The 19759-nt window shown below is 72.1% G+C and carries 17 protein-coding genes; 6 read left to right on the forward strand and 11 right to left on the reverse strand.

Translation table 11 applies throughout. The features are described from left to right. The first annotated feature begins 9 nt into the window (after window positions 1–9). Together ACWFRU_RS19475 and ACWFRU_RS19480 are read left to right on the forward strand one after the other, a co-directional pair. Entirely contained in the window at window positions 10–2475 is a 2466-nt protein-coding gene (locus tag ACWFRU_RS19475; protein WP_453688529.1) for a polysaccharide lyase 8 family protein, read from the forward strand. Window positions 2476–2526: 51 nt separating this feature from the next. Further along, window positions 2527–4413, forward strand: a complete 1887-nt coding sequence (locus ACWFRU_RS19480; RefSeq protein ID WP_453688531.1) for a DUF2264 domain-containing protein — start codon at window positions 2527–2529, stop codon at window positions 4411–4413. 23 nt (window positions 4414–4436) lie between these two features. Here the strand turns inward: ACWFRU_RS19480 and ACWFRU_RS19485 are convergent, their stop codons facing one another. The 5 genes from ACWFRU_RS19485 to ACWFRU_RS19505 form a co-directional block, all read right to left on the reverse strand. Further along, entirely contained in the window at window positions 4437–5006 is a 570-nt protein-coding gene (locus ACWFRU_RS19485; protein WP_453688533.1) for a GAF domain-containing protein, read from the reverse strand. After that, on the reverse strand, window positions 5006–5602 hold the full coding sequence (locus tag ACWFRU_RS19490) for a GTP-binding protein (protein WP_363207541.1): 597 nt from the start codon (window positions 5600–5602) through the stop codon (window positions 5006–5008). The genes ACWFRU_RS19485 and ACWFRU_RS19490 overlap by 1 nt, the downstream gene beginning before the upstream one ends. After that, a complete protein-coding gene (locus ACWFRU_RS19495; RefSeq protein ID WP_365815645.1) occupies window positions 5580–5951 on the reverse strand; it encodes a DUF742 domain-containing protein in 372 nt (123 codons plus the stop codon). Before ACWFRU_RS19495 ends, ACWFRU_RS19490 begins: the two co-directional genes overlap by 23 nt. 2 nt (window positions 5952–5953) lie before the next feature. Continuing rightward, window positions 5954–6388 carry a roadblock/LC7 domain-containing protein gene (locus ACWFRU_RS19500; protein ID WP_363207543.1) on the reverse strand — a complete coding sequence of 145 codons (435 nt, stop codon included), beginning with the start codon at window positions 6386–6388 and terminating at the stop codon, window positions 5954–5956. A gap of 67 nt (window positions 6389–6455) precedes the next feature. After that, a complete protein-coding gene (locus ACWFRU_RS19505) occupies window positions 6456–8234 on the reverse strand; it encodes a sensor histidine kinase (RefSeq protein WP_453688536.1) in 1779 nt (592 codons plus the stop codon). A gap of 500 nt (window positions 8235–8734) precedes the next feature. Between ACWFRU_RS19505 and ACWFRU_RS19510 the strand changes: the two genes are divergently transcribed. Then, the gene (locus tag ACWFRU_RS19510) at window positions 8735–10288 is read left to right on the forward strand and encodes a SpoIIE family protein phosphatase (RefSeq protein ID WP_453688538.1); all 1554 of its coding nucleotides are present in this window, start codon (window positions 8735–8737) and stop codon (window positions 10286–10288) included. 106 nt (window positions 10289–10394) lie between these two features. Here ACWFRU_RS19510 and ACWFRU_RS19515 read toward each other — a convergent pair whose 3' ends face one another. Then, complete coding sequence (locus tag ACWFRU_RS19515) at window positions 10395–11639, reverse strand: MBL fold metallo-hydrolase (protein WP_453688540.1); 1245 nt, start codon at window positions 11637–11639, stop codon at window positions 10395–10397. A gap of 165 nt (window positions 11640–11804) precedes the next feature. Here ACWFRU_RS19515 and ACWFRU_RS19520 point away from each other — a divergent pair, with 165 nt between their 5' ends. Together ACWFRU_RS19520 and ACWFRU_RS19525 are read left to right on the forward strand one after the other, a co-directional pair. Continuing rightward, window positions 11805–13037: a Glu/Leu/Phe/Val dehydrogenase dimerization domain-containing protein gene (locus ACWFRU_RS19520; RefSeq protein ID WP_453688542.1), complete on the forward strand. Its 1233-nt coding sequence runs from the start codon at window positions 11805–11807 to the stop codon at window positions 13035–13037. Between the two features lie 24 nt (window positions 13038–13061). Next, window positions 13062–13700, forward strand: coding sequence for a TetR family transcriptional regulator C-terminal domain-containing protein (locus ACWFRU_RS19525; RefSeq protein WP_453688544.1), 639 nt, complete (start codon window positions 13062–13064; stop codon window positions 13698–13700). Here ACWFRU_RS19525 and ACWFRU_RS19530 read toward each other — a convergent pair. Continuing rightward, a complete protein-coding gene (locus ACWFRU_RS19530) occupies window positions 13684–14502 on the reverse strand; it encodes an SGNH/GDSL hydrolase family protein (protein ID WP_453688546.1) in 819 nt (272 codons plus the stop codon). The two genes, ACWFRU_RS19525 and ACWFRU_RS19530, sit on opposite strands and share 17 nt — an antisense overlap. 250 nt (window positions 14503–14752) lie before the next feature. Here ACWFRU_RS19530 and ACWFRU_RS19535 point away from each other — a divergent pair, with 250 nt between their 5' ends. Then, window positions 14753–15574: a tyrosine-protein phosphatase gene (locus ACWFRU_RS19535; RefSeq protein WP_453688548.1), complete on the forward strand. Its 822-nt coding sequence runs from the start codon at window positions 14753–14755 to the stop codon at window positions 15572–15574. Between the two features lie 21 nt (window positions 15575–15595). Here ACWFRU_RS19535 and ACWFRU_RS19540 read toward each other — a convergent pair whose 3' ends face one another. The 4 genes from ACWFRU_RS19540 to dxs form a co-directional block, all read right to left on the reverse strand. Continuing rightward, entirely contained in the window at window positions 15596–15712 is a 117-nt protein-coding gene (locus ACWFRU_RS19540; protein ID WP_453688888.1) for a DUF6126 family protein, read from the reverse strand. A gap of 56 nt (window positions 15713–15768) precedes the next feature. Beyond that, window positions 15769–16410, reverse strand: a complete 642-nt coding sequence (locus tag ACWFRU_RS19545) for a helix-turn-helix domain-containing protein (RefSeq protein ID WP_453688550.1) — start codon at window positions 16408–16410, stop codon at window positions 15769–15771. Between the two features lie 82 nt (window positions 16411–16492). Next, on the reverse strand, window positions 16493–17878 hold the full coding sequence (locus ACWFRU_RS19550) for an aspartate aminotransferase family protein (RefSeq protein ID WP_453688552.1): 1386 nt from the start codon (window positions 17876–17878) through the stop codon (window positions 16493–16495). Continuing rightward, entirely contained in the window at window positions 17875–19755 is a 1881-nt protein-coding gene (gene dxs, locus ACWFRU_RS19555; protein WP_453688554.1) for a 1-deoxy-D-xylulose-5-phosphate synthase, read from the reverse strand. Before dxs ends, ACWFRU_RS19550 begins: the two co-directional genes overlap by 4 nt. Window positions 19756–19759 lie beyond the last annotated feature (4 nt).

Below are 19759 nucleotides of genomic sequence, written 5' to 3' on the forward strand. Positions count from 1 at the left end.
GGAGTTCCCATGCGCACGCCCCGCTCCGGCTCCACCGGTCCCAGCCGCCGCACGCTCCTCACCGCTAGTGCCGCATCCGCCCTTGTCGCGCCGACGCTGGCGCCGTCGCTCGGCGGCACGGCGTGGGCCGCCCCGGACGCCTCCGCGGACGCCGACCCGTACGAGACCCTGCTCGCCCGCGCCGCGGCACAGCTCACCGGCGGCACGTTCGACCCCGAGGACCCGGACTTCGCGGCGGCGCTCAGAACCCTGGACACCCAGGCCTCCGGCTGGTGGCGGGACCTGGACCGCTCGGCGGGCCGCACCGCCCTGTGGGCCGACCTCTCCCCCGCGAAGGACGCGGGCAACTTCGGCCAGAGCTACACCCGCCTGCGCACGATCGCCACAGCCTGGGCCACGCCCGGCACCTCCCTCAGCGGTAGCGCCGAAACGGCGGACGCCCTGCTCGCGGCCCTGCGCTTCCTGCACGACGCCGCCTACAACCCCGCCCGCCCGGAGACCGGCAACTGGTGGTTCTGGGAGATCGGCGCACCCCGCGCCCTGATGGACACATGTGTCCTGCTCCGCGAGAAGGTCCCGGCGGCCGACCTGGCGGCGTACGTCTCCACCGTGGCGAAGTTCTGCCGGGACCCGGACCGTCGCACCAACTCGCCGAACCTGTCCGAGACGGGAGCCAACCGCGCCGACAAGGCCGTCATCGTGGCGCTGCGCGGGCTGCTCGCGCGGGACGCGGCCACGCTGACGCTGGCCCGCGACGGCCTGTCCGACGTCCGGGACAAGGGCAGGAACAGCCTGTTCACGTACGTCACTTCGGGCGACGGCTTCTACGAGGACGGGTCCTTCGTGCAGCACGGCTCCGTCGCGTACACGGGGACGTACGGCAGTGTCCTGCTCGGCAGCGCGGGGCAGCTGATCGCGCTGCTCGCGGACTCCGAGTGGGCCGTCACCGATCCGCAGACCTCCGTGTTGTACGAGGCCGTGGACCGGACGTTCTCGCCGGTCGTCTTCGACGGGCTCATGATGGACGCGGTGCGTGGCCGGGCCATATCCCGCGAGAAGGCGCCCGACCACAAGGACGGCGCGGCGGCGCTTTCCCACATCCTGCAACTGGCGGGCGGCGCCCCCGCCGCGTACGCCGAGCGCTGGCGCGCGCTGGCCAAGGGGTGGATCAGCCGCAACAAGTCCCACCCCTACCTGAGCCTGGTCGGCGTTCCCGCGATCGCCCGCGCCAAGGCGGTCATCGACGACCCCGCCATACCCGCCGCCGACCGCCTCACCGGGCACTTCGCGTTCGCCGACATGGACCGGGTGGTGCACCGGCGCCCCGGCTGGGCGCTCACGCTCTCGCTCTCCTCGAAGCGCATCGCCGCGTACGAGGCGGGCAACGGCGAGAACCTGCACGGCTGGTACACCGGCGACGGCATGACCTACCTGTACGACGGCGACGACCTGGGGCAGTTCGGGGACGGCTTCTGGGCGACGGTCGATCCGTACCGCCTGCCGGGCACCACCGTGGACACCCGCGAGCGCGCCGACATCGGCTCGGGCGCGGGCACGGGGACCTACCGGCCGAAGAACGCCGTCGCGGGAGGCGCGGTGCTCGACGCGAGATTCGGCGCCGCAGCCATGGAACTCCTCGCCGACGGCAGCACGCTGCGCGCCAGGAAGGCGTGGTTCTTCCTGGACAACGCGGTCGTCGCCCTGGGCGCGGACATCACCGCGAGCGACGGCCGGACCATCGAGACGGTCGTCGAGAACCGCAACCTGTACGAGGACGGCGCACCCCGGCTCACGGTCGACGGCCGGCGTCAGCCCTCGCGCACCGGCTGGTCGGCACCCCTGCCCGGCGCCCGCTGGGCTCACCTGGACGGCACCGGCGGCTATGTCTTCCCCGACGACCCCGGGCAGCCTTCGCACGGCCGGGGCGGCGCCCGCCTCAACGCCCTGCGCGAGGAGCGGACCGGCACCTGGCGCGCGATCAACACCGGCGCGGACACCGGAGGCAGCACCACGCCCCTCACCCGCCGCTATCTGACCCTGTGGCTCGACCACGGCGTCTCCCCCGCCTCATCCTCGTACGCCTACGTCCTCCTGCCCGGAGCGAGCGCCGCCGCGACCGCCGTCTGGGCCCACTCGCGGCCGGTCCGCGTCGTCGCCAACAACGCCACCGCCCAGGCCGTCGAGGCCCGCCGCCACGGACTCCTCGCCGCGCACTTCTGGGCGCCGGGCAGCGCGGCCGGGATCTCGGCGTCGGGCCCCTGCACCGTGCTCGTCCGACGCGAGGGCGGCGGCATGTCACTGGCCGTGGCCGACCCGGCCCGCACCGGCACGACCGTCACCCTGGAACTGCCCTTCCCCGTACGGAAGGTGGTCAGCGCCGATGACACGGTCACCGTCACCCCGGGGCGTCGCCCCGTCGTCAGCGTCCGCGTCGAAGGTTCACGCGGCCACACGCACACCGCACACCTGAGGTGACCGGCACACCCCCGCCCGGAAGCCCCCGCCCCTAGGAAGCACGGACCCACCATGCCCGCACCGCACCTGGCCCTGCCGCCCACCGACCGGGTCCTCTCCCCGCTCACAGGCTGGACCCGCGCCCACTGGGAGGCCCTCGCCGATCGGCAGTTGGACGCGCTCGTCCCGTACGCGACGCCGAACTTCGCCCAGTACCGGCTGCCGGGGCGCGGCAGTTGGTCGGGAGTCGTGTCGGACGGCCTGGAGGGGTACGCACGGTCATTCCTCCTCGCCTCCTTCCGGATCGCGGGAGCGGGCGGCGAGGTGGACCCTCACCTCGTCGAACGCTACGCGCAGGGTCTGACAACGGGCACGGACCGAGCCGCCGCCGGCGGTGAGGCCTGGCCCGAACTCAGTGACTGCTCGCAGCAGATGGTGGAGGCGGCGTCGATCGCGATCGGTCTGCACGAGACCCGCCCCTGGATCTGGGACAAGCTCGACACCCGGGTCCAGGAGCGGGTCGTTGACTGGTTCTCCGGCTTCGTCGGCGGCCGCACGTGGGACAACAACTGGCGCCTGTTCCAGGTGGTGTCCGAGCAGTTCCTGGCGTCCGTCGGCGCCCCGTACAGCAAGGCGGACATCGACGGCGGGCTCGACCGCATCGAGGACTGGTACCGCGGCAACGGCTGGTACAGCGACGGCGACGGACGCAACTTCGACTACTACATCGGCTGGGCGATGCACCTGTACCCGCTGCTCTGGGCCCGCATGGCGGGCCCGGACGACGAGGGGCGCGGCAAGGTCTACCGCGAACGGCTGACCCAGTTCCTCACCACCTACCCGCACTTCTTCGGCGCCGACGGCGCCCCCGTCCACCAGGGCCGCTCCCTGACGTACCGCTTCGCGGCGACCGCCCCTGTCTGGATGGGCGCCCTCGCGGACTGCACGCCCCTGGCTCCCGGCCTCACCCGGCGCCTCGCGTCCGGCACCGCACGGCACTTCATGGAGCGCGGTGTCCCCGACGAGCGCGGGCTGCTGCCGCTCGGCTGGTACGGGACGTTCCTGCCGTCCACCCAGGCCTACTCGGGACCGGCGTCCCCGTACTGGGCGAGCAAGGGCTTCCTCGGTCTGCTGCTGCCCGCCGACCACCCGGTGTGGACGGAAGGTGAACTCCCGCTCCCCGTCGAGGAGTCCGACCAGTACACGGCGCTCCCCCAGCCCGGCTGGCTCCTGCACGGCACACGCCACGACGGCATCGTCCGCCTGATCAACCACGGAAGCGACCACAACCCCCTCGAAGGCCCCGCGGCCGACGACCCGCACTACGCCAAGTTCGGCTACTCCACGGCCACCGCGCCCGAGACCGCCCCGAGCGCGTGGGCACGCACCGTGGACAACCATCTCGCGCTCCTCGCGCCGGACGGCACACCCTCACGCCGCCGCCGGATCCACCCGGTGCGCTGCGAGGGCCGCGTGGCCGCCTCCCTTCACGACGCTGAACTGCCGGGCTTCGAGGGCGAGTTCCCCATCGAGACGACCAGCGCGCTGCACGGCCCCTGGGAAATCCGCGTCCACCGAGTGCAGGCCCCGGCGGGCGTGACCGTACGCGAGGGAGGCCATGCGGTGGCCGACGCGGCACAGCCGCACGCCGAGCAGGGGCCCGGCTGGGCCCTCTCCCGTACCGAGGCCGGGCTGACCAGCGCCGTCGTCGCCCTCCACGGCTGGGACGAGGAGGCCGGCATCGCCCGTGAGGTGGCCGCCAACGCCTACGGCCTGCACTCGGCGACGCCGTACCTGACCCTCACCGGCCACCAGGGCGGCCCGAGCGTCCACGTCACCCTGGTCGTCCTCTCCCAGGACACCGTCGAACCCTCGGCGTTGCGGGAGTCCATCATCTGCACGGTGGAGGGCGACACCGTCCGGCTCCGCTTCCCCGACGGCACCCGCCTGGAGGTGTGAGCGTTCCAGGCGTGACGTGACCGTCAGATCCCGCCGTCCTCCCGGCGGTGGATCTGCTCGATCAGCTCGGCCGCCATGGCCTTGATCGTCTCCAGGCCCGCCCTCCCCCAGGGGCGGGGCTCGACGTCCACGACGCAGATGGTGCCGAGCGCGATGCCCGTACGGTCGATGAGCGGGGCGCCCAGATAGGAGCGGATGCCGATCTCGTCGACCACCGGGTTGCCCGCGAACCGCGGATAGTCGCAGACGTCCTCCAGGACGAGGGCCTTGCGCCGCACGATCACATGCGGGCAGTACCCGTGGTCGCGCGCCATGTAGCGGTACGCGGTGCTCCCGCCGGCCGCCGTGGAGGTCAGCTCGGAGCCGTCCCCCATGGCGTCGGGGGTGTGCAGGCCCGCGAAGAACTGCCGGTTCTCGTCGATGAAGTTGACCATGGAGTACGGCGCGCCCGTGATCTCGGCGAGCCGGTCGGCGAAGGCGTCGAAGGCGAGATCCGGACGCAGCCCTATGCCCAGTCGGCGCAGCCGCCGCACCCGGCTCGGCGCCTCCTTGTCGACGGGAGTGAGCAGCAGGGGCGCGTTCGCGTCGTACATCAGGTGTGGGCTCCGTAGCTCGGGGCGGCCGGGGCGTGGGCGAGGAGGTGTTTGACGAGGGTGAGGAGGGTCGCGATGCCCGAGCTGGAGATCCGCGCGTCGCAGCGCACGACGGGCACCTGCGGGTCCAGGTCGATGGCGGAACGTACCTCTTCGGGCTCATAGCGGTGGGCTCCGTCGAATTCGTTGATCGCGACGATGAACCCCATGCCGCGCTGCTCGAAGAAGTCGACCGCCGCGAAGCAGTCCTCCAGGCGGCGTGTGTCGGCGAGGACCACCGCGCCGAGCGCACCCTCGGAGAGTTCGTCCCACATGAACCAGAAGCGTTCCTGGCCGGGCGTCCCGAAGAGGTAGAGCACGTGCTCCGGGTCGAGGGTGATGCGGCCGAAGTCCATGGCCACGGTCGTCGTGGTCTTGTTCTCGACGCCCGACAGATCGTCGGTGCCTTCGCTGACCGTGGTGAGGAGCTCCTCCGTGCTGAGCGGCGCGATCTCGCTCACCGCGCCCGTGAAGGTCGTCTTGCCGACCCCGAAACCTCCCGCGACCAGGATCTTCAGCGCGGTGGGGAAGGGGTCAGAGCTGTCGTCGTAGTCCATCGAGCACTGCCTCCAACAGGGACCGGTCAGTGGGGTTGTGGTAGAAGTCCGGGGCTCTCAGGGTGAGCGCCCCGCAGTCGACGAGATCGGAGAGCAGCACCTTGGTGACGACCGCGGGCAGCTTCAGCTGCGCCGCGATCTCCGCGACCGATGTGGGCGCCGTGCAGAGCCCGAGTGCCTGGGTGTGTTCGGGCCCCAGGTAGCCGGTGACCAGGCCTCCGGTGGCCAGCACCTGGGTCAGGAGGTCCAGTTGGGCGGTCGGCCGGGTCCGCCCGCCGCTGACCGTGTAGGGCCGGACGAGCCGTCCGGCGGATTCGTCGAGCCAGGGCCCGTCGTGCGGGGCCGCCACGCTCAATGCCTCATCGGGGCGGGTTCGCCGACGGGTTGCCGGGGTGCGGTGAGCAGGTAGGGGCGCACGCTCTTGACCAGCATCGCCATTTCGTAGCCGAGGACCGCCGCGTCCGCGTCCCGCCCGGCGAGCACCGCGAGACAGGTGCCGGATCCCGCCGTGGAGACGAACAGGAGGGTGGAGTCGAGTTCCACGACGACCTGGCGCACGTCGCCGCCGTCCCCGAAGCGGATGCCCGCGCTGCGCCCCAGTGAGTAGAGCCCGGAGGCGAGAGCTGCCATGTGGTCGGCACTGTCCGGGTCCAGGCCGTGGACCGACTTCACGAGTCCGTCGGAGGAGAGCAGGACCGCGCTGTGGGTGTGCGGCACGCGCTGCACGAGCCCGCTCATCAGCCAGTCGAGGTCGGATACCTGCCCGGTCGGCGCATCGCTCGCCATGGTGGATCGACTCCTTGGGGTACGAAGGTCTGCCGGGGCAGACATGGTGCTGGTGGGGTGGTGCGGTTCAGCCACCCTGGTCGCCCCCGTCGCGGGGGGTGTTGAGGTCGGGTCCGGGCGCCGGGTCGCCCATCTCCTGGGCGGCGGCGAGTCCGATGCCGCGCTGGAAGGCGGCCATCAGGCCCGGGTCGTGGCCGATGTGGTGTTCGCTCTCCGGGCGGGGCGTGGGCGCGTCCCGCAGTTGGGGCGCGATGTGTTCCTGGGCGCGTCGCTTGGGCAGTTGGGGCCTTCCCACCCGGCCGCGTACGGCGCTGCCGTTGAGCGGGGTGGGCAGTGTCCCGGTGTGCTCGGCGGCGGCCTGCCGGTCCTCCGGCCTGATCCCCGGCACGGCGTCGGCCGGCGTCGGCCTGCCCTCCCTGCCGCGCACGGGCAGCGGGGCGGGCCCGGAGCCGTGCGTGCCGGGAGCGGCCGGCGGCGGGCTCTGCGGCACGTCCCGCTGCGGCTGCCGGGGCACGGCCACCGGCTCCGGCTGAGGGGCGGCGGCGGGTGCCTGCGCGGTTTCCCGTACGGCGCCGGGGGTGGCCGGGGGCGCGGCTTCCGGGGCCGGTTGCGGGCGTCCGGCGGCGGGCTCGGCCTGCGGCTCGGTGCCGAGGAGGCCCTGCGGCAGGATCAGTACGGCCTGCACGCCTCCGTAGATGTTGGTCTGGAGGCGGACCGCGATGCCGTGGCGCCGGGCGAGCGCGGACACTACGTAGAGGCCGATCCGCCCGTCCTGGAGGAGGCTCGCGACGTTGACCTGGTCCGGGTCGGCGAGCAGGTGGTTCATCTTGTTCTGCTCGGTCAGCGGCATGCCGAGGCCGCGGTCCTCGACCTCGACGGCGAGTCCGGCCGTCACCAGGTTGGCGCGCAGCAGGACCTGGGTGTGCGGGGCGGAGAACACCGTGGCGTTCTCGACGAGTTCGGCCAGGAGGTGGATGACGTCGGCGACGGCGTGGCCGCGCAGGGTGCCCGCGATCGGCGGCACCAGCTTGACCCGCGAGTACTGCTCGACCTCGGCGATGGCCGAGCGGAGCACCTCCGTCATGGAGACCGGGTTGCTCCACTGGCGGCGCGAGATGGCGCCGCCCAGCACGGCGAGGTTCTCGGCGTGCCGGCGGATGCGGGTGGCCAGGTGGTCGACGTGGAAGAGGCCCTTGAGCAGCTCCGGGTCCTCGACCTCGTTCTCCAGTTCGTCGAGGATCGAGATCTCGCGGTGCACGAGGGACTGCAGCCGCCGGGCCAGATTGACGAAGACCTCGACCTTTTGTTCGCTGCCCGCGTGGCTGGAGAGCTGGGATGCCTGCACGACGGCGGTGACGGCGACGTCCTGGGCCCGGGACAGCTCGGCGGCGAGCAGCCCGAACTCGTCGCTGTCCGGGGCGGGTGAGGCGGGAGCCTTGCGCGGGGGCGGGCCGTCGCCGCGGCGAAGCTTCTCGACGACTTCGCGCAGCTCGGCCTGTCCGCGCGCGGTGGTGCGGCGCAGGGTGCCGACGCGTTCGCGTACGGAGGTGGCGGTGCGGTCGGCGGCGATGGCGGCGATCACGACGCTGGCCAGGCTGATGGCACCGGCGGCGGCGAGGATGACGAGCAGCGCGGGTTCGAGCGGTCCGGGGGCCGAGCGGACGATGAACAGCACGGCGGCAGCGGCGCAGAGCACCACCGCGACGGCGGGCAGTACGGCGATGCGCAGGAGCTGGGGCCGTATCCGGGCCTCGGGCAGCGCCGTGCCGGTTCGGCTCCCGGGCCTGCCGTGCCGCCCGCCCTCTCGGCGGTCTGCGCGGGCGGCCGGTGCACGGAGGTGAGACATCAGCGTCCTCGGTCGGGGAGCGGGCTCCGGCGGGCGCGACGTGGGGGTTCGCGGCATCGCCGTACCGGTCGGGAGGGCGCAGGCAAGCTCGCTGCCATGATCCCTGCGTCGACCGGCGGACACTCACGGTAGTCACCAACGCTTCATGTGCGGGGGGCAGTTGACAAAGTCCGGCACCCAGCGTCCCGCTCTGGTATGACGCGTCGTACGGCCGTCCGATTAATTGCCGGGGAGGGGCGTGGCGGCCGACAGCGGCGACCCGGCGTGAGGCCGACACATCCCGAACGTCCCAATGTGACACCCGAGGCCCCGGACTTCGCAGAGAAGGGACAACTGCGCATCCGTATCGGTGAAATACCGGCAGAACCCTGAGAGCCACCCGTGCCGTACTGCAATATCCGTCAACACGAGCGGGATGGCGACGTGGACCCGCACAGGTGCGAGAGAGGTGACCTTCTCCGCCCGGGTGCGGACGCGTCAGGTGAAGCGAGGCATCAGCGATGTCGGAGGAAACGCTGCGGGACACCGGGGGCCGGCCGGGGTTCTTCCGGGAACTGGTCGAATCCTCACAGGACGCGATCCTCATGAAGACCCTGGACGGGCAGATCACCTTCTGGAACGCGGCGGCCCAACGGCTGTACGGCTACGCGCCCGAAGAGGCCGTCGGCAGCCATGTCGGCATGATCGTGCCCCCCGAACTCAAGGACGAGGAAGCCGGTCTGCTCGCGCAGATCGCCCGGGGGGTGCGGATCGAGCACTACGAGACCCGCCGCACGGCCAAGGGCGGCCGCGTCCTGGACATCGACGTGACCCTGTGGCCGATCCGCGCCGACGACGGGACCATCACGGCCGCCTGTTCCCTCATGCGCGACATCACGGCCCGCAAGAGAGCCGACGCGGAGCTCACCAAGTTGCACGCGCAGCAGCGCCAGGTCGCGCTGGCCCTCAACCTCATGGGCAACGCCAAGCAGATCCCCGGCGCGCTGGCGGCCAGCCGCTATCTGCCCTCGACGCAGGGGCAGGGAGTCGGCGGGGACTGGTTCGACCTGATCGACCTGGGCGCCGGGCGGGTCGGGGTCTTCGTCGGCGACGTGATGGGGCGTGGTCTGGACGCGGCCGTGGTCATGGGTCAGTTGCGCTCCGCGGCGCGTGCGCTCGCCCTGGCGGGCCTGCCGCCGTGCGAGGTGATGCAGACGCTGGACGCTTTCACGCGCGACCTGCCCGAGCCGTTCGTCACCTGCGTCTATCTGGAGGCGGACCCCGCCCAGGGCGAGGTGACCGTGTGTTCGGCCGGTCATCTGCCGGTGCTCCTCATCGAGCCGGACGCGACCGTGCACGAGTTGCCGGTGCCGACCGGCATCCCCCTCGGGGTGGGCGGGGTGCCGCACCAGCAGGTGCGTCTGCCGCTGCGGGCCGGCACGACCCTGACCCTCTACACCGACGGTCTGGTGGAGACGGCAAGCAGCGACATCGACCTCCGCCTGAAGCTGGTGACCAGCATGCTGGAGGACGTCTTCGCCACGGCCGGCGGCCTGGAGAGCGCCGCCGACCGCGTCCTGCACGCGCTGCTGCCGGACACCGACACGTACGCCGACGACGTGACCCTGCTGCTCGTCAGCTTTCCCACGGCGCCCCTGGACACCGCGGAGACGGGGCTTGAGAGCGAGGCGGTCTCGATCCCGGCCGGGCGGCGGTTCCTGCGGGCGAAGCTGGCGGAATGGGGGCTGACGGCACAGACCGACACGGCCCTCCTGCTGGCCTCCGAACTCCTGACCAACGCGTTCCTCCACGCGCGCGGTCCCTTCAATCTGCGGGTGTGGCACAGCGTCCGCGAGCTGGGCGTGGAGATCACCGACCACACCACGCCCCGGCCGCGGGCCCGGCTCGCGGAGAGCACCGAGGAGGACGGCCGCGGGCTGCTCCTGGTCGAGGCCCTGGCCGACGCCTGGGGCACCCGGCCCACCACCACCGGCAAGACGGTCTGGTTCACCATGCTCATCTCACCGGCCGAGAAGGGGTTCCCACGGGCGACCCTGACGGCCACACCCGGCTGACACAGCCGACACGGCTGCGGCTGCGGCGCGCGCGGCTACGGCTACGGCTACGGCTGTGCGGTACGTCGGCAGGCGCGTATCCGTCAGCCGACCCGCGCCGTATCCCTCAGCCGACCCGCGCCGCCTCCGGCTCCCCGGTGCCTTCCGTGCGCTCGGGACGGTCGGCGGTGGCCTCCGTGCGCTCGGCGGGTCCTGCCGCCGGCCCGGAGCTCGCGCTGATGCCCTCCGGGCGGGTCCATCCGCCCTCCGGCTCGATCGCGACGCCGCGCCACCACGGCCGCTCGGGGATCGAGTCCGACGCGGGCTCGAACGGCTCGCCCGGTACGGGCAGCGCGATCCGCGCCCCCACGCGGGCCGCCTCGGCGAGCGTGCCCTCGCCCGGCGCGGACCACGGGTGCGGCGCGAGGTTGAACGTGCCCCAGTGGATCGGCAGCATCACGCCCTCGGGACGCCCGCCCTGGAGATCCAGATGCGCGCGCACCCCCTCCTCGGGGGTCATGTGGATGTCGGGCCAGAACTCGCTGTACGCCCCGATCTGGATCATCGTGACGTCGAACGGCCCGTGCTCCGCGCCGATCTCCCGGAATCCGCCGAAGTAACCGGTGTCGCCGCTGTGGTACACGCTGTGCTCGGGTCCCGCGACGGCCCAGGACGCCCAGAGCGTGTGCTGGGGGTTGCGCACGCCGCGGCCGCAGAAGTGGCGCGCGGGCGTCGCCGTGAGGGTCAGGCCGCCGACCTTCGTGGTCTCGTTCCAGTCGAGCTCGCGCAGCCGGTCGGCGGGGACGCCCCAGCGCTCCAGGTGGGCGCCGACGCCCAGCGGTACCGCGAAGACGGTGTCCGTGCCGACCAGGGCCTGGATGGTGGGCATGTCCAGGTGGTCGTAGTGATCGTGCGAGATCACCACCACGTCCACCGGGCCGAGCGCCGCGAGCGGCACCGGCACGGGGTGCAGTCGCTTGGGTCCGACCCAGGAGAAGGGAGAGCACCGCTCTCCCCAGACCGGGTCGAAGAGCACCCGCTGCCCGTCGATCTCGGCGAGCACACTGGAGTGCCCCATCCAGGTGATGCGCAATCCGCCGGCCGGGGGCACGGCGAGATCGGCGAGGGTGGTGGCGTGCACCGGGACAGTGCCCATGGGGCCGCGCCGGATGCGCTCCTCCTTGCGGAAGTAGATCTTCGCGAACTCGAGCGTCGAACCGGTGGGCCGGGTCCGCGCCCCCTCGGGGTTCTGGAAGGACCCGTCGGCGAAGTTCGGCGATCTGTGGATCCTCGCGAGCCGCTCACCGGCCGGATCCGCGCCGAAGGCGGCGGTCCTGAGCGAGCGGAGCCCAGAGCTCAGCGAACGGGACACAGCACCTCCTGGAAGGGGTAGGTCAGATCTCCATTATGTGCACCGCCTCCGACAGCGGCCGCCCGGAGGGGACCGCACCGGCCACGCGGAGGGGCCCGCACCGGCCACGCGCGCGCAGGTGCGTGATGTACTCCTACTGATCCCTCATTCAGTAGGAGTCCCCCCATGCCCCCAGTCCCGGCGCCCCGCGCCACCATCCCCGCCCCTGCCCCTGCCTCCGCGCCCCTCCTCTCCCTCACCTGGACCGATCCCATCACCGGCCACCGGGGTTTCCTGGTCATCGACCGTCTCGTACGCGGTGTCTGCAGCGGCGGCCTGCGGATGCGCCCCGGCTGCACCCTCGACGAGGTCACGGGCCTTGCCCGCGGGATGACGATGAAAGAAGCCCTGCACTACAACCCCAGCGCCCGCTACATCCCGCTCGGCGGCGCCAAGGGCGGCATCGACTGCGATCCGCGCGCCCCGGAGGCGTACGACGTCCTGGTCCGCTACCTGCGGGCGATGCGCCCGTACGTGGAGAGCTCCTGGACGACGGGCGAGGACCTGGGGCTGACCCAGGAGCTGGTCGACGCGGCGGCGGCGGAAGCAGGCCTGATCTCTTCCGTCCAGGCCGTCTACCCCCTCCTGGACGACGAGGCGGCGGCCAGGAAGCGCCTGGCGGACGCGTTCGCCGTGCAGGTCGACGGGATCGGTCTCGCCGAGCTGGTCGGCGGGCACGGCGTCGCCGAAGCGGTCCTCGCGGCCCTCGACCGCGCGGGGCACGCGCACGCGGGCGCGCGCGTGGCCGTACAGGGCCTGGGCACCATGGGCGGCGCGACCGCGCGGTTCCTCGCGCGCGCGGGCCTGAGCATCGTGGCCGTCGCCGACATCAAGGGCACGATCGCCGACCCGGCGGGGCTCGACGTGGAGGCGCTGCTGGCCGCCCGGGACGCGCACGGCACGGTGGACCGCTCCGCCCTGCGGCCCACAGACCGCGAACTCCCGGGCGAGGCCTGGCTGTCCACGGAGGCGGAGATCCTCGTCCCCGCGGCGGTGTCGTACGCCGTCGACCGGACCAACCAGGCGCGGATCACGGCCCGTTGGATCGCCGAGGCGGCCAACATGCCGGTGCTGCCCGAGGCGGAGCACCTTCTCGCACAGCGGGGCATCACCGTCCTTCCCGATGTCGTCGTCAACTCCGGTACCAACGCCTGGTGGTGGTGGACGCTCTTCGGCGACATCGGCCCCGACGCGGACGAGGCCTTCGCGCACACGCGCCGCTCGATGCGGGCCCTGGTCGACGTGATGCTGCGGCGCGCGGAAGCGGACGGCACGACGCCGCGCACGGCCGCCCACGCGCTGGTCGCCGACCGGCTGCCGGTGATCGGGGAGCGCTTCGGCTGGTACGCGAACCCGTAGCGGGAGCTGGGTAGGCTGCCCGGCGTGGCGAGAGTGCGGTTGAGCGTGGCGGAACGGCGGGCGGAACTCCTTGCCGCCACCGTCGAACAGATCGAGGTACGCGGTGTGGCGGCCGTACGCATCGCGGATGTGGCCGCGGCGCTCGGGGTGAGCAACGCGCTGGTCCTGTACCACTTCTCCACGAAGGAGAAGCTGGTGGCAGCGGCCTTCGCGCACGCCGCGGAGGCCGATCTGGCGCATCTGCGCGCCCTTCTGGGCCGCCGCACCACGGCCCTGCGCCGCCTGCGCGCCGCCGCCCGGTGGTACGCCCCCACCGGCCAGGCCAAGGGCTGGCGCCTCTGGATCGAGGGCTGGTCCGCCGCGCTGCGCGAGCCCACCCTGCGCTCGGTGACGCGCGACCTGGACCAGCAGTGGAAGGCCGCCCTCGCGGAGGTCATCGGGGAGGGCGTCGACGCGGGCGAGTTCACCTGCGCGGACCCCCGGGCCACGGCCCTGCGCCTCACGGCCCTGCTCGACGGCCTGGCGGTGCAGATGACGGCCTACGAGGGTGCGCTGTCCCGCGCCCGCATGCTGGCGTGGGTGGACGAGGCCCTGGACCGCGAACTGGGCCTGGCCCCGCTCGAATCGCCCTCCCCGGGCGCCCCCTTCAGGACGCCGACTTGATGTGCATCCTGACGGTGTACGGGTCCACGCTCCCCTTGGCCTCCACGTGGTCCCCCGACGACTCCCCGCGCAGCCGCCGCCCGAACCACGGAACCAGGTACTCGCGCGCCCAGTTGATGTCGTCGCGCCGCACTTCCAGCGTGCCGCGCGGCGGCTCCGGCGGCCACGGCTGGTCCGGATCGGCGGGGACCTCCAGGCCGAGGACCTGGGCCGCGCGCAGCGCCACCCGGGTGTGGCCCTCGGCGGAGAGGTGGAGGCGGTCGCCGTCCCAGGCACGACGGTCCTGGATGGTCTTGAGGGACCACAGGTCGAGGACCGGACAGCCGTAACGGTCGGCGATCGCGCGGACATGGCCGTTGTACGTGGCGATCTTGCCGCGCAGGTGCTTGAGGACCGGGACCCCGCGGGTGTCGAACCCCGTGGTCACCATGACCGTGTCGACCGACGAGGTGAGGTCGACGACGGCCCGCTCGAACCGCTCGGCGACCTCGTCCGGGTCGGTGCCGGGCCGGATGATGTCGTTGCCGCCCGCGCAGAACGTCAGCAGGTCGGGGCCCAGCTTCTTGGCCAGGGGGACCTGGTCCGCGACGATCTGGTCGAGCAGCTTGCCGCGCACGGCGAGGTTGGCGTACCGGAAGGTGTGCTCCGGCAGCCGGTCGTCGAGCAGCACCGCGAGGCGGTCGGCCCAGCCGACGAACGCGCCGTCGGGACCGGGGTCCCCCACGCCTTCGGTGAAGCTGTCGCCGACCGCTGCGTAGGAGGTGAATGTGTCAGGGATGAAGGATGTCGACTCTGCTCTCACGTCGTCACATCTTTCACCTCACCAAGTGACCTACGCCACCGTAGGGAGGGGTTGACGGGGGGTGAGATAAGCCACCGGTCAAGTTTCGTCCAAGCCAGGAATAGGCGGCAACGCTCCGCTGCCGCGAGGGGGTTCACCTGTGAGGCAACGCTCATGCACCGGCAGTGATTGCCTCAGGTACCCATGTCGTATGGTCGAAGTCCCACCCCGACCGGCGAGTCGCGCCGGCGCCCGGACCGGAGGAGCCCCCGTGACGCAGCAGGTCCCGCCGACAGAGCTGACGACGACCGAGCAGGCGGAGCCCGAGCTGGCCGGAGTCCGCAACTTCCGTGACGTGGGCGGGCTTCCGACCGTGGACGGCCGCCGGGTGCGCCCCGGCCGGCTCTTCCGCAGCGGTCACCTCGCGCACGCCACCGCCGCCGACGCCGCGTTCCTCTCCACCCTGGGCCTGCACACGATCTACGACTTCCGCAACGCGGCCGACCAGCGGCTCGAGGGCCCGGACGTCGAGCTGCCCGGCGTACGCAACGTGAACCTGCCGCTGACCGACCCGGCCCACGGCGCCGAGTTCTGGACGATGGTCCGCGACGGCGACCTGGACCAGCTCCGCGCGGCGCTCTCCGAGGGGCAGGCCGCGGGGCGCCTCTCCGACACGTACCGCGAGATCATCAGGGACCGCACCGCCGAGCACAGCCGGGTGCTGCACGAGATGGCCGCGGACAGCGTGCCCGCCCTGATGCACTGCGCGGCGGGCAAGGACCGCGCGGGCCTCTCGATAGCCGTCACGCTCCTCGCCGTCGGCGTCGAGCGCGACGCCATCGAGGCGGACTACCTGGAGTCGAACGCCACCCACCGCCGCTACAAGGTGCGCCGCAGCGACAGCTCCCCGAACGCGATGTCCCCCGAGGTCATGCAGCTCCTCAGCCCGCTCTTCGAGGCCCGCGCCGAGTATCTGGCCGCGGCCTTCGAGACGATCGAGCAGACCTGGGGCGACACGGAGACCTACCTCACCGAGGGCCTCAAGCTGGCCCCCGAGACCCGCGAGCGGCTGCGCGAGCACCTCCTGGACTGACGCTCCCCACCGGCCTCACCGTCACTGGTTCTGCGCGCCCAGCGTGAACAGCAGGTAGATGAAGGCCGCGAACACGTGGCCCACGGCGACGTAGATGATCAGCCGGATCCACAGCGCACGGGGGAGCTTCTCCTCCATGGACATGGCCTTCTTGGCGGGGACGGCCGGCTCGGGCTGCCGCGCTTCGGGTTCCGTCATCGCGTGTCTCCCAGGGTGGGGCTGTGCGGGGTCCCGCCGAGGCACAGCGCGGTGGCGGGACTCTGCAGCAGGGTGTGGACGAAGAGCAGGTCGGTGCCGAGGTGGTCCGCGGCGGCGATCCGGTGCGGGGTCAACGAGTCGAAGTGCGCGCTGTCCCCCGGTTCGAGCGTGTACGTGGTGTCGCCGAGCCGCAGCCGAAGGCGCCCCTGGAGGACGTAGAGCCACTCCTCGCCGGGGTGGACGCGCACGATGTCGCCCTGCGCGCCGTGCGGCACGTGCACCCGCAGCGCCTGCATGCCCCGGGCCTGCGCGCCCGCCTGCCAGTAGGTCCAGCCGCCCGCCCGTGTCGGTTCCATGTCCGAGGCGCGGACGATCGCGTCCCGGTCGGCGGGCTTCTCGCCGAGCAGCTCGGAGACCGTCGTACCGTAGGTGCGGGCGAGGGCGAGCAGCATCGGCAGTGACGGCTGGCGCTGCCCGGTCTCCAGGCGGGAGAGATGGGCGGGCGAGAGCCCGGCGGTGCGGGCGGCGGCCTCCAGCGTCAGTGCGGCACGGCGCCGCAGCTCACGCAGCTGCGGGGCGACGGCGGGCAGCGCCTCGGCGGCCTCCGGGTCGAGCGGTTCTGGCTCGGCATTGCTCATACCCTGATTGAGCCAGGCTCTTGCCCCCGAGGCAACTTTCTTGCCCCAGAGGCAAAAGCCCGCCTGCGCTCGCCCTCCCGCCTCAGCGGTTCGCGACCGCCTGCTTCACCAGTGTCCTGCCGAAGTCCCACATCAGCCCGCCCCCGCTGTGCGCCTCGTCCATCACGGCGGTGAAGGCCTCCACGAACCGGTCGACCTCCCGCTCCCCGACGGTCAGCGGCGGGATCAGCTTGATGACCTCAAGATGGTCGCCGGAGACCTGGGTGAGGATGCGGTGCTTCTGGAGCAGCGGCACGACGACCATCTGCGCGAAGAGCCCCTTGCGCGCCGCCTGCAGCATGGTCCAACGGCCGCGCAGTTTCAGTGACTTGGGGCGCCCGAACTCGATGCCGACCATCAGGCCCCGGCCGCGCACCTCGCTCAGCAGCTCGTAGCGGTCGACGAGGGCGCCGAGCCGCGCCTTCAGGAGCTCGCCGGTCACGCGCGCGTTCTCGACGGTCTTCTCGTCCTCCATGACGGCCAGGACCGCGAGCCCGGCCGCCATGGCCTGCGCGTTGGACCCGAAGCTCGCCGAGTGCACGAGCACCCGGTCCATGGACGAGTAGACCTTCTTGAAGATCCAGTCCTTGCCCAGGGTCGCGCCCACCGGCACATAGCCGCCGGAGAGCGCCTTCGCGACGCACACCAGGTCCGGCTCGACGCCCTCCTCGTGCTGGTAGGCGTAGAAGTCGCCGGTCCTGCCGAGGCCCGTCTGCACCTCGTCGGCGATGAGCAGCGCCTTGTGCCGGTGGAGCAGCTCCTGGGCGGCGCGCAGATAGCCGGGCGGCGTCTCGTGCACGCCCTTGCCCTGGATGGGCTCGACGATGAGCCCGGCGACGTCGCCCTTGGCCAGCTCCGCGCGCAGGGCGTCCAGGTCGCCGAGCGGCACGGCGGTGTCGGGCAGCAGGGGTGCGAATCCGTCCCGGAAGCCCGACTCGCCGTTGACCGAGAGCGAGCCGGTGGTCAGGCCGTGGAAGGCGTGCGTGCAGTAGAGCACCCTGGGCCTGCCTGTCGCGTACCGCGCGAACTTCAGGGCGGTCTCGACGGCCTCCGTGCCGCTGTTGCCGAAGAAGACCCGGTCCAGGTGGGGGCTGTGGGTGAGCAGCTTCTCGGCGAGCAGGCCGGGCAGCGGCTGGCAGTCGAAGCGCGTCAGGTCGGCGAGCGAGGCGTCCAGGACGTCGTGCAGCGCCTTGCGTACGACGGGATGGTGGCGGCCGAGGCCCATCACCCCGAAGCCAGCGAGCATGTCGAGGTAGTCGTTGCCCTCGGCGTCCCAGAAGTACGCGCCCTCGGCCCGTTCGTAGACCTTGTCGAAGCCGATGGTGTGCAGCATGCGCGGCAGCTGATGGTTCAGGTGCCGCGCGTGCAGTTCGTAGCGCTCGGCGCCCCGCTCGGCGAGGAGTCTGCCGAGGTCGAACTCCTTGGTCATGCTCCGTGCTCCTTGGCTGCCAGGGTGGCGCTGATCCGCCCCGCGATCTCGACGGGGGTGAGCCCGATGTCCGCGAGCACCTCGGCCCGCTTGGCGTGCGCGAGGAACTGCTCGGGGATGCCGAACCGCCGTACGGGTACGTCGACTTCGGCGTCGCCCAGTGCGAGGGCGGTCGCCGCGCCGACCCCGGAGGCCCGGCTGTTGTCCTCCACGACCCCCACGACGCGGTGCCGTGCGGCCAGCGGGGGCAGCTCGGCGTCGACCGGCTTGACCCAGCGCGGGTCGACCACGGTGCAGGTCAGGCCCCGCTCCCGCAGCAGATCCGCTGCCTGCAGGCAGACGGGCGCCATCACGCCGACCGCCACGAGGAGCACATCGGCGTCGGCGTCCTGGCTCAGCACGTCCATGCCGCCGATCCGGTCCACCGCGGGGATGGCGGGGCCCACCGACTCCTTGGGGAAGCGGAGCAGCGTCGGCGCGTCGTCCACGGCGACCGCTTCCCGTAGTTGCGCGCGCAGTTGGTCGGCGTCGCGCGGCGCGGCGATCCGCAGCCCCGGCACGACCTGGAGGATCGACATGTCCCACATGCCGTTGTGCGAGGCGCCGTCGACGCCCGTGACCCCGGCCCGGTCCAGGACGAAGGTGACGCCGCACTCGTGCAGCGCGACATCCATCAGCAGCTGGTCGAAGGCCCGGTTGAGGAAAGTGGCGTAGACGGCGACCACGGGGTGCAGACCGCCTGTCGCGAGTCCGGCGGCCGACACGGTGGCGTGCTGTTCCGCGATCCCGACGTCCCACACCCGGTCGGGGTAGGACTGGGCGAACTTCGTCAGACCGACCGGGCCCAGCATGGCCGCGGTGATCGCGACCACGTCCTCCCGCTCGGCGCCGATGCGTACGATCTCGTCGCCGAACACCGAGGTCCAGGACGGGCCGTTGGAGGGCGCGAGGGGCTCGCAGGTCAGCGGGTCCATCACGCCGACCGTGTGGAAACGGTCGGCCTCGTCGGCGAGCGCGGGTTCGTAGCCGCGGCCTTTCTCGGTGAGGCAGTGGACGATGACGGGGCCGTGGAAGCGTTTCGCACGACGCAGTGCCGACTCGACCGCCCCGGTGTCGTGCCCGTCGATCGGCCCGACGTATTTCAGGCCCAGGTCCTCGAACATGCCCTGCGGCGCGAAGGCGTCCTTGAACCCCTTCTTGGCGCCGTGCAGCGACTCGTACAGCGTGTGGCCGATGACAGGTGTGCGCTGGAGTATGTCCTTGCCCCAGGCCAGGACCTGTTCGTAGCTGTCGGTCGTACGCAGCGTGGCGAGGTGGTCGGCGAGGCCGCCGATGGTGGGCGCGTACGAACGTTCGTTGTCGTTGACGACGATGATCAACGGCCGGTCCTTCGCAGCCGCGATGTTGTTGAGCGCCTCCCATGCCATGCCGCCGGTCAGCGCCCCGTCCCCGATGACGGCGACGACATGGCCCCGCTCCCCCAGGACCTGGCGCGCCTTGGCCAGGCCGTCGGCCCAGCCGAGCGCCGTCGAGGCGTGGCTGTTCTCGACGATGTCGTGCTCGGACTCGGCGCGCGAGGGGTAGCCGGAGAGGCCGCCCTTGCCGCGCAGCTTGGAGAAGTCCTGTCGGCCGGTCAGGAGTTTGTGCACGTAGCTCTGGTGTCCGGTGTCCCACACGATGCGGTCGAGCGGCGACTCGAAGACCCGGTGGAGGGCGATGGAGAGTTCCACCACCCCCAGATTGGGGCCGAGGTGACCTCCGGTCCTGGCGACCGCGTGCACCAGGAACTCCCGGACCTCCTCGGCCAGTTCGTCGAGCTCGTCCTCGGTCAGTGCCTTCAGGTCACGCGGCCCCCGGATGGATTCCAGAATGGTCATGCTC

Source organism: Streptomyces sp. NPDC055099 (assembly GCF_053607685.1).